13 protein-coding genes and 1 tRNA gene are annotated in these 15,150 nt (G+C 44.5%); 3 read left to right on the top strand and 11 right to left on the bottom strand.

Going from position 1 to position 15,150, the window contains the following annotated elements; all coding sequences use genetic code 11:
- Positions 1-212: 212 nt before the first annotated feature.
- Together WFK59_RS09655 and WFK59_RS09650 are read right to left on the bottom strand one after the other, a co-directional pair.
- Entirely contained in the window at positions 213-1,304 is a 1,092-nt protein-coding gene (locus WFK59_RS09655) for a relaxase/mobilization nuclease domain-containing protein (protein ID WP_442956304.1), read from the bottom strand.
- 19 nt (positions 1,305-1,323) lie between these two features.
- Positions 1,324-1,716: a hypothetical protein gene (locus WFK59_RS09650; RefSeq protein WP_187511729.1), complete on the bottom strand. Its 393-nt coding sequence runs from the start codon at positions 1,714-1,716 to the stop codon at positions 1,324-1,326.
- A 402-nt stretch (positions 1,717-2,118) separates the two neighbouring features.
- Here WFK59_RS09650 and WFK59_RS09645 point away from each other — a divergent pair, with 402 nt between their 5' ends.
- Positions 2,119-2,829, top strand: coding sequence for a DUF4760 domain-containing protein (locus WFK59_RS09645; RefSeq protein WP_336755678.1), 711 nt, complete (start codon positions 2,119-2,121; stop codon positions 2,827-2,829).
- Positions 2,830-3,107: 278 nt separating this feature from the next.
- Here WFK59_RS09645 and WFK59_RS09640 read toward each other — a convergent pair whose 3' ends face one another.
- The 9 genes from WFK59_RS09640 to WFK59_RS09600 all read right to left on the bottom strand — a co-directional run bounded on the left by WFK59_RS09640 (position 3,108) and on the right by WFK59_RS09600 (position 13,593).
- Complete coding sequence (locus WFK59_RS09640) at positions 3,108-4,034, bottom strand: sce7725 family protein (protein ID WP_336755677.1); 927 nt, start codon at positions 4,032-4,034, stop codon at positions 3,108-3,110.
- Positions 4,016-4,882, bottom strand: a complete 867-nt coding sequence (locus WFK59_RS09635; protein ID WP_336755676.1) for a sce7726 family protein — start codon at positions 4,880-4,882, stop codon at positions 4,016-4,018. The genes WFK59_RS09640 and WFK59_RS09635 overlap by 19 nt, the downstream gene beginning before the upstream one ends.
- Positions 4,883-5,301: 419 nt before the next feature.
- Positions 5,302-6,561 carry a tyrosine-type recombinase/integrase gene (locus WFK59_RS09630; protein ID WP_336755675.1) on the bottom strand — a complete coding sequence of 420 codons (1,260 nt, stop codon included), beginning with the start codon at positions 6,559-6,561 and terminating at the stop codon, positions 5,302-5,304.
- A gap of 179 nt (positions 6,562-6,740) precedes the next feature.
- A tRNA-Arg gene (locus WFK59_RS09625) sits at positions 6,741-6,815 on the bottom strand.
- 207 nt (positions 6,816-7,022) lie between these two features.
- Entirely contained in the window at positions 7,023-8,099 is a 1,077-nt protein-coding gene (locus WFK59_RS09620) for a fimbrial protein (protein ID WP_336755674.1), read from the bottom strand.
- On the bottom strand, positions 8,084-10,492 hold the full coding sequence (locus WFK59_RS09615; protein WP_336755673.1) for a fimbria/pilus outer membrane usher protein: 2,409 nt from the start codon (positions 10,490-10,492) through the stop codon (positions 8,084-8,086). The genes WFK59_RS09620 and WFK59_RS09615 overlap by 16 nt, the downstream gene beginning before the upstream one ends.
- Before the next feature lie 29 nt (positions 10,493-10,521).
- A complete protein-coding gene (locus tag WFK59_RS09610) occupies positions 10,522-11,229 on the bottom strand; it encodes a fimbrial biogenesis chaperone (RefSeq protein WP_233987482.1) in 708 nt (235 codons plus the stop codon).
- A 69-nt stretch (positions 11,230-11,298) separates the two neighbouring features.
- Complete coding sequence (locus tag WFK59_RS09605; protein WP_233987483.1) at positions 11,299-11,895, bottom strand: fimbrial protein; 597 nt, start codon at positions 11,893-11,895, stop codon at positions 11,299-11,301.
- Between the two features lie 768 nt (positions 11,896-12,663).
- The gene (locus WFK59_RS09600) at positions 12,664-13,593 is read right to left on the bottom strand and encodes a formate/nitrite transporter family protein (RefSeq protein WP_336755672.1); all 930 of its coding nucleotides are present in this window, start codon (positions 13,591-13,593) and stop codon (positions 12,664-12,666) included.
- 242 nt (positions 13,594-13,835) lie between these two features.
- On the opposite strand from WFK59_RS09600, the gene ccmA reads away from it, so the two are divergent.
- Positions 13,836-14,453, top strand: a complete 618-nt coding sequence (gene ccmA / locus WFK59_RS09595) for a cytochrome c biogenesis heme-transporting ATPase CcmA (protein ID WP_336755671.1) — start codon at positions 13,836-13,838, stop codon at positions 14,451-14,453.
- Positions 14,453-15,112: a heme exporter protein CcmB gene (gene ccmB, locus WFK59_RS09590; RefSeq protein WP_336755670.1), complete on the top strand. Its 660-nt coding sequence runs from the start codon at positions 14,453-14,455 to the stop codon at positions 15,110-15,112. The genes ccmA and ccmB overlap by 1 nt, the downstream gene beginning before the upstream one ends.
- Positions 15,113-15,150 lie beyond the last annotated feature (38 nt).

Raw genomic sequence — 15,150 nt, 5'->3', positions numbered from 1 at the left:
TTCCGTTTGAAGTTACATTACGGCTTGGAAATGGGGTCTAGCAAATCATTTATACCGATCGATCGCTTTCTTTTGATAGTCAATGGCTATCATGAACAGATAATTGATCAGTAATAACGATCGATCGTTTTTATCTATCAATCTGATTTGAAATGAAAATATTTGTTGTGTTTGGCTTAGGGAATGATTTTAACTATCTGAAAAATAGCCGTTTAAAGAGGTTTAAATTGCGGTTTTCTTGCCGAGTCTTGAGAATTTACCTCAGAAATCTCTGGTGCTTCAGAGTTGCTGGTTCGTATTACGGTCAAGATGAAGTTTCTTTTGAGAGGGTTGAGAATCGTTGATCCAACAGCTTTTAAACTGGCAACAAGCTCCTCAAGGTAAGGTATCCACTGCAACCAGCGAGATCGGATATGTTCTCTGGAATTTGCGGTAAGGGGTGTAGCTGTGGGATGAACTTCAATGGGAGTTGAAACGTTTTCATTGGCGGTAAACGATACAGGAGCAACAGCATCCATTGGTAGAGTCACGATGATTCGCTTGCTTATGTTTGACCAACTGTATGCCTTACCGAGCTGGGAAGCCTTAAAAGCGACTCCCCGATGCTCAAATGAAAAACCGTTCATCTTGCCAGTAGAAGCGATGTTTGCTGAAGCTGATATGTTTTGCTTTTTTAATTCGTATATGAAGTCTTCGATTGTGATGGTATCGAAGAAGGTGAGGATCGCATCTATAGCTTCCTGTATCACTTTTTTAGAAGGTTTCTCTCCGGTCCTGTCCTGCATCATCTTTTCGTTACGAGTGAGCTTCTTTTGCTTCTGAAGCTGTTTAGCAGGAGAGGGACCTTTGGTTCGAGTGAGCTGATGATCTTTTTCAAGCTCCTGAATGATACGAGTGCTGATGAGATTCTCGTTCTTACCTAAGTAGAGTTGGCCATCTACTAAAACGTTTATACGGGAAGCAATGATGTGTATGTGCTGACCAGCTTCATCATTGTGTAGGACATAACAACGTAGGTGAGTGTCACAGAAGCCCATTCGCTTCATGTAGTCGTCAGCAATGTTTCTCCATTGTTGATTTGTGAGTGATTCACCGACAGGGAGACGAAGGGAGTTATGCCAAACGGGTTTCGTAACATCTTCTCTTAACTTCTGAGTCTTTACTAACTCGGCGGTCAGCTCGTCTACAGTAATGCCGACAAGATTGCCACCAATCACCATTGGTGCGGTCATATGATGAGGAGCAGGGGCAAGTGCATATGAGACGATACCTCTTAAGCACTTACCCCTGCGGATTTTCTGCATTCCTTTCACGGGCGGAGAATCACTTATCGAGTGATAGAAGGGCATCTCTCACATGCGACAGCTTCAGCCTAAGAGTATCAATCTCCTTACTCAAAGGCTGAGCATCAGTTCCGCGACGATTTAGATATGAAGTGAGGTCATTCAACTTTTGCAGGGAAGCCGTTAGTTGGTGCCAGGCTTCTTTGTTCACCTCTGGAACTGAGGGAGGTAATTGCTTAAGAGCTGAAGATCTCAGCCAACAGCTCCTGCTTAGCTGCCCTCTGGACTGGTTTACTTTATTCAGCTCAACCTCGTTTAATCTTACTGTCACTGAGTATCTGCGAAGACGATTCGGAGGCAACTTCTTTGCGGCAGAATTATTGGTAAACGAAGAAGGAAACTCATCATCGAAAATAATATTTATTTTTTCCATATCAACTCCTTTTGATATTTAGAATTAATAGCAAATCTGTATGCTATATATAGTAAATACCATAAAGATCAATAGTGTCAATGGGTTGGGTTTTGATTGGGCAGTGGCTTTAATCTTTCTTTTTCAACCGAAGGGCGGAAAAAGCAAGGCAACTCATAGATGCTCCGCATCTTTGAGTTAGCCCTTGCTTGCTTGCTTGCTTGCTTTAAAGAAATAACACTGTTGAAAAATGAGTTTGACTATGTTTGACATGTGTGTTATAAGAGTGTTAGGCTTGTAAAAAGGAGGAAATATGAAATATAAATTTAATGAAGAAGACCTTGGTCTGGACTAAAAAATTTCTTATAAAGGGAGACATGTTCTCCCTTTTTTCTACCTAAATTAAACGATATGACTATCTGAATGGACTCTGAAACTTTGACAAGCATATACGGTTCGCTAATTACAGCTTGCGTAGGCGGCTGTGGTGCAATCATAGCTATAGTTGGTATCGCTATGCAAAGAAAAACTTCAAGAGAAAAAAACTCTCTTGAGTTTGACGTTTTTTATCAAACTAATGAAGAAGTGAGGATGCACTGGGATGCGATAGCCGAATATATTAGAGCAAACAAAGATAAAAAAAATATAGGGAAAATTACCAGTAAAGATGATTTATTTCCATCACTAATTTTTGTTTTAAATTCGTGGGAAAGAGCTTCAAATGCAATACGACACAATATATACGATGAAGATTACCTTTATAACGTGTTGGGTGGATCTGCAATTAGAATTTATGATGAGCTTGAACCATTCATTAAACAAAGGCAAAGAAAAAACCCCATTGCATTAAATAATTTTGAATGGTTAGTAATTCGCTGGCGCATCAGAAAGAAAATAAAAAGTAATGACGTTTTAAATGCAAATCAAGTGATAAGGTTAGTCCAAGAATATACCCCGGTTCTAAAGCGATCTTATCTTCATGAGTTTGAAAGTAAAAGTTTAAAAAAAGCATTGAAATATAATAAAAAAATAAAAGATCCTTTCAAGCAAAAAAGATACAACCTTCCCTATCTCAACTCTATATCTCTGAGCGTAGTTGATGATGGGAAAGTTAAAGATGATGTCGATGATTAAGAAAAAAAATCGAGAAGAGACATAACTTAAATTTTCAGGATTAAATTTTCCTATAGTAATAGGAAATTTTATCAAGAATTCAGTTATTATTGAGCTATAAATATGTCTTTATAACATCATTAGAAATAATCATTTATGATGATGGAGTAATTTCTCATCATAATTTTTTAGATGGAAAATGGAAGTTCAACCTCGTTGCATGTTAAAAATTTAGATTATGAGAAAAGGGAGGTGCTCATTAAACCTCCCTTTTTGAAAAATATAGCTTTTAATCTAAATTAGAATTGATAAAGAGTTTCGATGTGATGTTTTATAGATAGCTTTTTGGCTATACCTAAACCCGGATAATGATTTGTTTGATGATAACCGTAGAATCCCTTCAGGCCTTCCGTAAGCACGAATTTTTGAGGGTTTGAATTGACATAACTTACTAATAGATTAAGTGCTTCTTTAAACTTACCACCTGGATTACTCTGTGCTTGAGTATTAGTGTAAGAAGAAAAATGACGAACATATACTTTGTTATATCTAATATTATCAATATAGGAAAGATGCAAAGTGACTACATAAGCTGGTCCACCTCCTTTTTTAAACTTTTCAGGAAGTATTGTATAATCTCCAAATCCAATGGCGTTATGATATTGGTTATAGGTTAAATGCAAACTGTCATAATCAGATTCAGCAGGGTAATCGAGATTCCTTTCTTCTTTACTAAATCCGTCCGAAAAAACAACTACTTTTGATAAAGCACTCCATATCATGTAGTTTATATTTTTTGCGGGATTCAACAATACAAGGTCTGCTCGTTGCAGGATTGGAATCATTTTTGAAGTAATCGTCCCTTCCATATAAATTGCAAACACTTCATCAAAAGTTGATGCAAGATAAATAGCATTTGTATCATTGTCATCTAAAATTTTTATACAAGGATGAAACGTCGAACCTTGCGATACATTTATTCCCTTTTTTAGATCTGATGAGATATTTGAATTTACTGTGGATTCATACTCATCTTGCCTCGGGTTTATAACGACCAAAGGGATAAATCCTTTTGGCGATATTTTATCAATTGTTTCGATTAAATAATCTTTTTTTATATTGAGTGGTTCTATAACTGGATACAAAGTTCCGGGAGAAAGGTGGTCAACTAATTCACGAAGTGCTTTAAGCTCAAATTCTTTACCTTTTAATATAGGGAAGTACATAACAAGTCCTTGCTGTATGTAGAATGAATATTGTTTATCAAATCTTCACGATGTTGCTTCTTCAGATCAGAGTTTATTCCCGTAATTTTTAAAGAAGATGGCAATGAATATAAAAAGCTTTTATCAATATCTCTTGTTTTTAAAAGAGTTTTTTTATAATTGGTCCTGACTAGAGCATTGTCGCAATTTAAGAGAAGTTCTTCACAGGCACTAAAGATTTCTGTATTGGAAACTTGAGGAACGTATCCGTATATGCTTTTAACTAAATATTTATATTCTTCGATCCTAAGTGAATGCATAAGCATAGAAATATTCAATTTTCTTTTGACAACTTCTGCTTTCTTTATCTCTTTTAGTGTGCTTTTGTTAGTGAGATTGATGATCCCAACCTCAACAGGAATTAAGGTTGATACAGTTTCAAGATGTTTGTCAGAAACTACCACATACACTTTATCAAATAGCTCAAGGTAAGATTTCAATTGCCCTTCGAGTCTATTGAGATTATCAAAATCAGTTTTTATTTCGTAACATGTTGATATTTGATTTATAATCACGCAGTCGGCTTTATTACCACCCACACGAAACTCTGAAAGCATAGTTGAGCTACTGAGCGAATGTCTTCCCATTAGTAACTTATTTGCTATGATATTTTTATAGAAATATTCATTTCGATATTCTTTTCTCAGTATGTCAAAACAGAAATCGAATATGTCAGCTAAAGTGAAAACCTTATTAAAATTATTTGTGTATGCTTTCACTATTTTAGCTAAATGACTAAAGTCTCCATTTGATACATTTTCAATGTTATTTTTAGAGAAAACCTTGGCTATACAATTTGTTGTTAACATTCAAAAAACCAGTTTAGAATTTTGGATAGTGATAAGAAATATTATTTTTCTTTTAAAGATGCATTATCATTAGATTAGTTTTTTTTACATAAAAAATCAATTTTTTATTTTCCATTCTTTTCAATGGCTTACGTGTTGCATGGTAATTGATAACATTAAATGTAACAGTGGGTCATTGATTTAACATAGCACTTTTTAAAATTTTAAAATATTTGAAACCATATGAGGGGATTAGTGGATATAAAAAGTGGTATAAATAAACTGACTAATTGTAGATTCGTGTTCTATATAACAAACATATTTACTTTTTACTAAGATTGTTTCGTGTTGCACTATAAGTGCTATATATTATTTTTTAAGTTTTCATAGCCCCCGCTGAGGAGGCCATTATAGAATATCAATTGCGTGTGACTTGAAACTCACCGAATTGCTTGATGATTTGAGAAGGAAAAAGGTGTAAGTACTTCTTCTTTACAAGCATCCAGATAGTTAGCCCACCATTGCAGCATGAGTTTCCGTTCTTCCAAATGCTCCGCTTTATGTATGTAAGCAGCCCGGACACTGTTGCGTTCCTGGTGGCTCATTTGTCTTTCCACAGCATCTCTCGACCATAATCCCGATTCGATTAATGCACTACATGCCATAGTCCTGAAACCATGCCCGCAGACTTCTACTTTCGTATCGTAGCCCATTGTCCTGAGCGCTTTGTTGACAGTGTTTTCACTGATAGGTTTGTCGTCCCCGGTAAAACCAATGAACATAAGTTCTTTGTTACCACTGATCGAGTGAAGCTCTTCCATTAGTGCTTTGGCTTGTGAGCTTAATGGAACCAGATGTGGGGTTTTCATCTTTGCCCCTCTTGCAGAATATTTCACCCCTTCCATAGGTTGTCGCTTTCCGGGGATAGTCCACAGTGAATTTTTGAGATCAACTTCTGACCAGCGAGCAAATCGAAGTTCACTCGAACGAACAAAGGTTAGTAGTGTCAACTGGACTGCAATTTGAGTAATGCCTTTTCCTTTATATAATTCCAATCGATTCATCAGTTCTGGCAATCGTTCGAGAGAAAGGGCAGGGCGATGAACACTTTTAGTGGAAACAACAGCACCAGCGAGGTCGTTTGCAGGATTCTGTTCAATCAACGCATTGTGAACGGCATACCTCATTACCGCCGTAATTCGCTGTTGTAAGCGAGAAGCCAGTTCATTGTGTCCTGAAGCTTCTGCTTTTTTCAAAGGAACCAATAAATCACGAGTTTTTAGCTCGCTGATATTACGTTTGCCGATGACAGGGAACACATGGGAAACAAGGCTGTTCAAAACAGTTGTTCTATGACTGTCTGACCAGGTTCTGTTACTGGTATGCCATTTTTGTGCTACTTGCTCAAATGTTAGCAAGCCCTTGCTCTCAATCTTTTGCGCTTTTCGCTTCTCACTTGGGTCTACATGGTTTGCAACAAGTTGACGAGCTTCGTCTCTTCGTCGTCTGGCTTCAGACAATGAAACCTCAGGATAAACACCCAGTGCGAGAATTTTCTGTTTGCCAGCGAAGCGATACTGGAAACGCCAGTATTTGGAACCACTTGTGGTGATCAAAAGATGCATACCATTACCGTCTGTCAATTTGACAGGTTTATCAGAAGGCTTTGTATTTCTTACTGTTAACTCAGTTAGCGCCATACTAAAAACCCTCAGATGATGGTATCTGCATTATCGAACTTAAAATACCAACATATGTACCAACAAAACAGCGTGGATTTTGAAATATGACGGTGTACGTTAGCAGGCTACTAAAGCAAGGTAAGTGTTTGAAGTTGAAGAGTTGACTAGACTTTAAAATATTTAGGTGGGCTAACATTTGGTGTCCCCTGCAGGAATCGAACCTGCAACTAGCCCTTAGGAGGGGCTCGTTATATCCATTTAACTAAGAGGACGACGGCGCGCAGTATAACGTAGAAAGCGGCAAAGATTCACTACAACGCCGTGCGTTTGTTCATTCCGCCAGCAGTTTAGCGGTTCTCTCCCCAACATTACCGCTTTCCCCCGCATCACCGGTGCCAGCTTTGTGTGAAATCCGTGCCGCCACCACCCTCATTTTGTGTAGCGCTGAGCTGTGCCAGCATCCGGTTTCTGCCCGGCTCTTATTCATACTCCATATAAATAATGATGGTTCCTACCACCGTTCCGGGCGTCGCGTTGGCGGCATCGTAGATTTTGTATCTGGCGCCAATATCAAAAGAGGTCAGCGATCCCACCAGATCTTTATTTTTCGTTAACGATGCCAGAGAAGTGGAGGCGGAATCGTAGCCGCTACTGAATTTCAAAGGATCAGCGATATCGTTAAACAGCTGGAATCCGATGCCTGTCGATGTGGAAGAAGCATTTCTGACAATAAACTTCGCGTTATCTACAAGATCGTTGCTGTAAGCCCTGAGATTAAAGGTTTTGGTCGCCTTACTGTTGATGCTGCCGCTACAGGAGAGCGGAATGGTAAAGCGCGTATCCGAAGCGTCGCCTGACTTGATAGTGAACAGCGTCGTCGAGGGCAGTGAGAACTGCTGATTCTGAATATTGCAGGTGGTACTGACCGGGACGAAGGTAACGTCAAAGGAGGCAAATCCTTTTAAATCGGAGTAGGAACTTGTCGCCGCGGCAGCTTTAGAAGAAACCAGTCCCCGCAATGCACTCGCTGTCGGGTAGGCATTGCTGCCGTTTGATGAAATAAAATAGAGCACCGGAATTTCAATTTTTCCGGTTGTGGTAGCAATGTCATACGCCGTGCCATCGACGACTTCAGCGTTGATGGTGATATCAGTATCAAACTCACTCGAGGCATAATCCTGAGTGATAAAAGCGCCAAACTCTTTGCTTGAGGCAGGAATAGAGGCGGTGAATCTAATATAGGTTTCCTGATCGCCAGTCACAAATTTTACCGTATAGCCACCCTCAAGGCCGTTGCGATAATAGAGCGTCTCCCCACCGGTGACGCAGGTCAGTTTAAATCCGGAGAAATTTGAGCTGTTAGTGGTTGAGTGGCTACTGGTCAGTGACAGCATCGTTGCAAGTTCAATATCGTTAACGGTTGAAGTGGCTACCGCGCTCTTGCCAGTAGATAAATTCGACGCATCACAATAGGCTAATGCCTGGTTAACTGAAAACAGGCTCAGTCCGGTCAGCAGCATTATCGCCGTGGAAAGAATTTTTATAAATTTACGCATAGGTTTTCTCCGGTAAGCACGGCGTTTTTAATAATGCAGGACGGCTGGTTGTCCATCCGGACCATAATGTAATCGGGTAAGCTATCCGCTTTGACATAGACCAGGCCGCCCTGTGCCACATAGCCGAGTTCCTCATCTTTTTTGTTAAACAGAGAGGCACCAAACGTCAGTGGTTTTCCATCGGCATAACGGGCATGCAGGGAAAATGTTTTCCGGGTATCGGTCGCATACTTCACATAGGAAATACTGCCTTTCCACGGCGCGATTTTTTTAATATTGCCCTGAATGTCACTGGATGAATCTGAATTGAGGTAAAAGGTATTTTTACGCCACGGCGTAGCGTAGGGCACCAGCGCCTTCCCCTGTTTATTGGTATAAAGGGTCGCATTACCATTCACTTTCGCGCCAGCCACACCCGGTGCATCAATAATCACAAAATGATTTCCGGTTTGCGGTGAGGTCAGTAAGCCATGCTGCGACAACAGCAACGTGCCAGAAGCACCGGCACCATACTGGGTATAATGCTCTCCCTGGGTGACGTTACCGGTGAAGGTGGACCAGGGTGATGCATAAGAGACATACCCGCTGGAAGAGGCTCCCTCATTGTTCCGATGATTAACCAACAGGTTATATCTTAAAGCGTCAGAGACTTTTTCATTCCAGCCGAGTGACGCACTGGTCTGGCTTCCCTGCACGCTGGTAGATGCACTGACGGTGCCGTTGTGGTTAAACAGGCTCCACGGAATGCTCAGCGATAAAGTGGCATATTGCTCATCGCGGTAGACCGCCTTACGCCGGTTTTCCGCGTAAATTTCAGCATTGGTATAAATTCTTTTACCGGCATTAACGGACCAGGATATCTGATTGTAACTGTTACTCCATCCCAGACTAAACTGACGGGAAACCTTCGACGTATTCCAGTAACCCACCGCATAGAGCCCGGCATTGAGATTGCCATAACCCGCCGGAAGGCGCTGATCAAGCGTCAGGTTCAGGCTGTTTTTTTCCTGGGCACGGTAGCCAATCTGATCGCTGATAAACTCCGCGGCAGAATCGGACTGACTCAGGGTAGTGAAGTTTTTATCGCTGTGCGTCGCGCCGACCGTAACGGAGGTTTTGGTTGGAAAATGTTTATTTAACGCGACCCTGACTTTATCGCCCTGGCGTTTTTCCGGGTTGAGAGTGGCCTGAGTATATTGATAACTGGTAGTCAGCGTGCCCAGCCACGGCACAAGCAGGCCGCTACCTATCAGGCCGGACTGATAATTCTCGCTGGCAATGGCACCGGTCACCAGTGTCAGGTTGTTCCGGACACCTCTGGAATATTCCGCCTGGATAAAATCGCGTTGTTTAAACAGCGCATCGCTGCTGAATTTACCCGCATACATCACCCAGTCCGATGAGCCGCTTCGCAGCAAATTACCCGAGGAGGAGTAAGGAATAATGGTCGTGGTTTTACTGCCATCTGCATTTTCAATGACCAGGTAAAGATCCGAACGGGAGCCGGTAGGCATCAGCTCAGAAAACTCAAAGGGTCCGGCGGGAACGCTTTGCTGGAAAATGATTTTGTCGTCCTGCAGGACTTTAACTGTCGCATTGCTGTCTGCAATGCCGCTGACGACGGGCATATAGGTCCGGTAGCTGTCGGGCAGCATGGCCAGCTCTTTCGTCAGGCTGACGCCGCGAAATTTAACGCTGTCGAACCAGGATGAACTGGTGTAGTCATCGCCTGCTTTTACCGTTGAACTGATTGCCGGCAATGACTTTTCAAGGTAGCGGGAGCGGTTAACCCAGCGTGAGTAGGTTTCATTACGATAATAATAGGTGTTATCACGGAAATGCCAGTCGGCAACGTTCAGCCCGCTGTTCAGTGTCAGGTAGAGGTTCGACTGATTATTGCCGTTACTGTAGTTTCCGGCAGAGTAGATAGCATTATAGTTGGTAAATATGCCGGGGATGCCTTTATCCCATAGCTCTGGCGGCATCCAGTTACGGTCATGAGAAATAATACGCGCCTGCGGCACGGTAATATCCAGCTGAAAAATATTCTGACGAAAATTGACTTCATCATTTCCGACGATCTCATTCAGGGCGATCCATTCCTGACTGAGCGCCTCTTTTTGCACTGCCGGTTTAGTTTTATCCGTTTTTATATCTAACGCGGCCAGTGCATTGGCGGAAATCAGAAAACTATTTTTCCCTTCAACCTTTAACTGATGTTTGCCTTTCCACTCTTTATTGACGTAAATGTCGACGCTATAAATACCCGGGGCAATGGTATTCTTCTCTTCAGACCACGCTTCATTGGAGGCGCTGCCCAACATAAAGCCCTGGTTGAACTCTTCATTGGCATAGCTGCGCAGGCACACGGCGACACCGATAAAAATGAGCATTGTCTTCAAAAACGTCAATTGGCTTTTCATTAGCGTTTAATATCAACCGTTCTGAGTGTGCCGAAGTCATCGATAAAGGTCAGATAAACCTGCGCCTGTTTTGATAAAGCCGCTGAATGGGGAAGAGGTGTGCAGCTTAGCGGTTTTGCTAAAACAGTGGACTGCAGGAAATTATCCTTTTTGCTGCCATTTTTAACATGGCTTAATCCGGCGACGGTCACGTAATAGGGCGAATCATTTTTAATGCAGGCGCCATTATTCTGCTTAACCAGCGACAGGTAACTCTGCAGTTTATTAATGTCAGCTTTCAGATTGGCCGGCCGGTAAAAAACTTTCACCCGATTACGGACGGCGAACTGGATATAGCTGCCGCTTTTGTCTTTGGGATTAGGGGGAATATCAATGAAATTGAGCCAGAAAAGGCTTTCACGATCGGCTGGCAGTGAACCGGCAAGATTGTTTTTAACGACGGTCAGGATCTGACCATCATTCGCGCTGATGCGAACCACTGAAGGCACGACGGCCAGCGGTAATCTGAGATCTTCGGGTTTCGCATCAGGATTGCCATTATCTATCCATGCCTGAACCAGGTGAGCTTCGGCTGATTTATTGACCAGCTGGACGTTGACGCTTTTTTTATCGCTGTTATAGATGACGCGCGTGTTGTTCATAACCACACTGGCGCTTGCGACGCAGGAAAGAGTAAACAGTAATGTGCCTAAATAAACGCGTTTCATTTTCTGATCTCATTTTTGACATCCTTGTCGGGTTAAATTATCCGGATTTAACAATTAACCGCAGATCGATTAATCGTAATTGAAGGTATAGGTCGCGGTGGTCACAACAGAACCGGGTTTCACTGCCGCACCACCGTAGTTGTAGTAGTTGGCAAAGTAGTTCAGTGCTCCACTTGGGGAGACGTCATAGGTCGTTCCGTCAGTGGAAGAGGTGCTCAGACCGGTATCGAGTGCGCTATTAAGTGCGACCAGCTGGCTACCATCTTTGGTAATACCGATTCCTACGCCGCTGGCGGTGCCGGTACTGTTTTTCAGGTAGGTATTGTCTTCCGACACGTTACCGCCTGAGAAGGTGATTTTCAGTGTTTGCGCCGCTGCACTGGTGCTATCAAAACCGGCGCAGCCATCGACATTCAGCGTAAACGGTTTAGCATTAGTCGACACCACGCCCACAGCGGTACCCATATCGCTGCTGGTCACCGGGTTTAAATCAACGGCGAAATCGCTGCCGCTGTTGGTGGTGACATTACAGGTTGCATCAGTGACTGAACCGTAAAAGGTGATGGTTCCGCCGCCAACGCTTTCGGTGGTTGCGGCCAAAGCAACCTGACAGGTCATTAACAGGGCGAGTCCTGCGGTGACTTTATTAAACATTATTTTTTTCATGTTATAATCCTTATTATGCGTAACGTAACCGGCGTATATTTTTCCGTGTTGACGTTACCTATGGTGTGGCGACGCTGGATTAATACCCTTGTCTGATTTTGTGTGTTAATAACAGGCGGCATAGTAATGCTAAAGGTGATGCTGAAATAAATATTATTATGTGAACTGATTGTTTAATTTAAATGGGTTGTTTTAAATTTACTGCGTTGCGCAGCTCTGGTGTTTATAAACTCTCTTTTATAAGGCGGGGTGACAAAGTAACACTACTCTTTACCGTTTTCCTGTTAGTAGTAAATCTAACAAAAAATGCGTTAGGAAAATATCCATTTATTTCGATATCCATCTTCAAATGGAATCTTGCGTTAATTTAAGGGTGTGTTTGTGTGATTGGAGGCTGGCTTTATTAACATGCATTCCAAAATGAGAATGCGGTCCCGACGGAGAATGACGTTTATTGACAGAGGGGTAATTTAATTTACGATTGCAGCCTGGTGATTGCAAATAATTCTTTATTCACGCTGTGCGGATTATTTTTGGCGGGGAGTAAATAATCGCTGAGGCGAATGCGTCATTCACTTTAAGGCAGTTAAGGCAGTTAAGGCAGTTATGGCAGTTATGGCAGTTATGGCAGTTATGGCAGTTATGGCAGTTATGGCAGTTATGGCAGTTATGGCGAATATGACGTGATGCGAATTAATGGCTGAAGCGGGGGAAGAGGGCGAGCGGTGTTGGACCAGCCCACGCCGCATCGCCATCTTCCTCCTTTAATTACTCTTCCTGTTGTTCGCGCTCGCGACGTTTCTCCTGCTTTTTCTGGTCGGCTTTGGCTTTGGCGACCGCCGCCTCGCTCATATCGTTGCGGATCTGCGCATGGCTGATCAGGGCAAAAATCAGGGTACCGCCGGTGATATTACCTAACAGCGTGGGCAGGGCGAAGGGCCAGAGGAACTGATGCCAGGGAATGCTGCCATTAAAGACCAGGTAAAGCACCTCGACCGACCCTACAACGATGTGCGCCAGATCGCCCAGCGCCACCAGCCAGGTCATCATCACAATCACCACCAGTTTGGCTCCGCCGGCAGACGGGAACATCCAGACCATAGTGGCAATAATCCAGCCGGAAATCACCGCGTTAGCAAACATCTCGCCTGGCGTGTTTTCCATCACTTTCATGCTGATGTCAGTAAACGCCTGGCGGGTTGCATCATCAAAGATCGGCATCTCATTAAAGGCCAGCGCTGCCAGCGCGGTGCCAATCAGATTGCCCAGCAGTACGAAGCCCCATAAGCGCAGCAGCAGGCCGACATTGCCCCAGGTCGGCTTGTGCATCACGGGCAATACCGCGGTAACGGTGTTCTCGGTAAACAGCTGCTGGCGCGCCATAATGACAATCACAAACCCAAAGGTATAACCGAGATTTTCCAGTAAAAAGGCCCCTGGTACGCCCTCAAGATGAACCTGAAATATCCCTTTCGCCATCAGTGAAGCGCCCATCGATAAGCCGGCTGCAATGGCTGACCAGAGCAGAGCCATACCGTCGCGTTCCAGCTCTTTCTCCCCATCCTGACGAATCTCTTCATGTATGGCTGCCGCACGCGAAGGTAGCGCCTCCTCGTCGACCTCTATTTCTTTACCCTCGTCCTTTTCATCACTTTCAACGTCATTGTGATCCTGTTGGTTACCTGATGAAGGCTTCATATTTTCTCCTGGTGATAGTGCTGTGGCGTAATAAGCGTAGCTGCTTTTTATTTGCCGATAATGTAACGAGGGATATGAATAAGCGTAACAAGCTTTTTCGTGGCTGCATTTTTAAGCGACCACCACGGCACACCGCACTTATCGCCTCCTGAAGGTCACTCTGAACGGCGCGGCAAACTTCGGCCCACAGCAACATTATGGTATTATCCTGGCCTTCTTTTAGCTGGTGCGATCCCCCCTTCATGTTGGAAATCATTACGCTCTCTTGTGTACGCGATGAACGAACGCTGTTTCATCAGCTCTCTTTCAGCGTTCATGCTGGCGACATTGTGCAGATTGAAGGGCCAAATGGTGCCGGTAAGACATCGCTGTTGCGTTTAGTGGCGGGATTAAGCCGGCCAGAGCAGGGCGAGATACGCTGGCACGATCGTCCGATCGCGCAGCAGCGTGAACAGTGGCACGCATCACTGCTTTACCTGGGGCATCATCCCGGCGTGAAGGCGGTGCTCTCCCCATTAGAAAATCTGCGTTTTTATCACCGCGACTGCGAAGACGCGCAGATTTTTGCCGCGCTGGAAAGTGTGGATCTGCTCGGTTATGAAGAGGTGCCGGTGGCGCAACTCTCTGCCGGCCAGCAGCGTCGGGTCGCGCTGGCACGTTTATGGCTTAGCCGTGCCACCCTATGGATTCTGGATGAGCCGCTGACCGCCATCGACAAAACTGGCATCGAAAAATTAATGATGAAATTTGCTCAGCATGCCGATAACGGCGGGGCGGTGATCGTGACGACCCATCAGGATCTGCCCGATCCTGCAGGGCGCGTGCGTAAAATTCGCCTCAGCGCGGCGGAGTCAATCTGATGCTGTTTCGTCTTATTCAGCGTGAATTGCGCATTGCCTTTCGCGGCGGGGCCGATGTGGTTAACCCGCTGTGGTTTTTCCTGATCGTCATCACCCTGTTTCCGCTGGGTATCGGGCCCGATCCGCAACAGCTGGCGCGTATTGCGCCGGGTGTCGCCTGGGTCGCCGCACTGCTGGCCTCGCTGCTGGCGCTTGAGCGGTTGTTTCGCGATGATTTTATCGACGGCTCACTGGAGCAACTGTTGCTGCAGCCGACGCCGCTGCCGGTCACGGTAGTGGGCAAAGTGATTGCGCACTGGCTGGTCACCGGATTACCGCTGATTGTCCTGTCGCCGCTGGCGGCACTGCTGTTATCGCTCGATTTTAATGGCTGGTGGGCGATGGCGTTAACGCTGCTGATCGGCACGCCGACCCTGAGCTTTCTCGGCGCCATCGGCGTTGGATTAACGGTGGGATTACGGCGCGGCGGCGTGCTGCTGAGCCTGCTGGTGCTGCCGCTGGCGATTCCGGTGCTGATTTTCGCCAGTGCGGCCATTGAGGCTGCCGGCCAGGGGTTACCGATTGGTGGCTATCTGGCGATCCTCGGGGCGATGCTGCTGGTCAGCGCAACGCTCTCCCCGTTTGCGACCGCAGCGGCGCTTCGGATCACGCTGCAATGAGTCCGTCACGGCGGCGCAGCGCCCAATAACTATTAACC

The sequence above is a fragment of the Pantoea sp. USHLN298 genome, from assembly GCF_037149395.1.
GTDB lineage: Bacteria > Pseudomonadota > Gammaproteobacteria > Enterobacterales > Enterobacteriaceae > Pantoea > Pantoea astica.
The sequence above is the reverse complement of the archived record's forward strand: the minus strand, read 5'-3'. Positions and strand labels throughout refer to the sequence as shown.

Coding starts and splice junctions, on each gene's coding strand:
- WFK59_RS09655 (WP_442956304.1), bottom strand. CDS start 1,304: ATGCAGAAAATCCGCAGGGGTAAGTGCTTAAGAGGTATCGTCTCATAT.
- WFK59_RS09650 (WP_187511729.1), bottom strand. CDS start 1,716: ATGGAAAAAATAAATATTATTTTCGATGATGAGTTTCCTTCTTCGTTT.
- WFK59_RS09645 (WP_336755678.1), top strand. CDS start 2,119: ATGGACTCTGAAACTTTGACAAGCATATACGGTTCGCTAATTACAGCT.
- WFK59_RS09640 (WP_336755677.1), bottom strand. CDS start 4,034: ATGTACTTCCCTATATTAAAAGGTAAAGAATTTGAGCTTAAAGCACTT.
- WFK59_RS09635 (WP_336755676.1), bottom strand. CDS start 4,882: ATGTTAACAACAAATTGTATAGCCAAGGTTTTCTCTAAAAATAACATT.
- WFK59_RS09630 (WP_336755675.1), bottom strand. CDS start 6,561: ATGGCGCTAACTGAGTTAACAGTAAGAAATACAAAGCCTTCTGATAAA.
- WFK59_RS09620 (WP_336755674.1), bottom strand. CDS start 8,099: ATGCGTAAATTTATAAAAATTCTTTCCACGGCGATAATGCTGCTGACC.
- WFK59_RS09615 (WP_336755673.1), bottom strand. CDS start 10,492: ATGCTCATTTTTATCGGTGTCGCCGTGTGCCTGCGCAGCTATGCCAAT.
- WFK59_RS09610 (WP_233987482.1), bottom strand. CDS start 11,229: ATGAAACGCGTTTATTTAGGCACATTACTGTTTACTCTTTCCTGCGTC.
- WFK59_RS09605 (WP_233987483.1), bottom strand. CDS start 11,895: ATGAAAAAAATAATGTTTAATAAAGTCACCGCAGGACTCGCCCTGTTA.
- WFK59_RS09600 (WP_336755672.1), bottom strand. CDS start 13,593: ATGAAGCCTTCATCAGGTAACCAACAGGATCACAATGACGTTGAAAGT.
- ccmA (WP_336755671.1), top strand. CDS start 13,836: ATGTTGGAAATCATTACGCTCTCTTGTGTACGCGATGAACGAACGCTG.
- ccmB (WP_336755670.1), top strand. CDS start 14,453: ATGCTGTTTCGTCTTATTCAGCGTGAATTGCGCATTGCCTTTCGCGGC.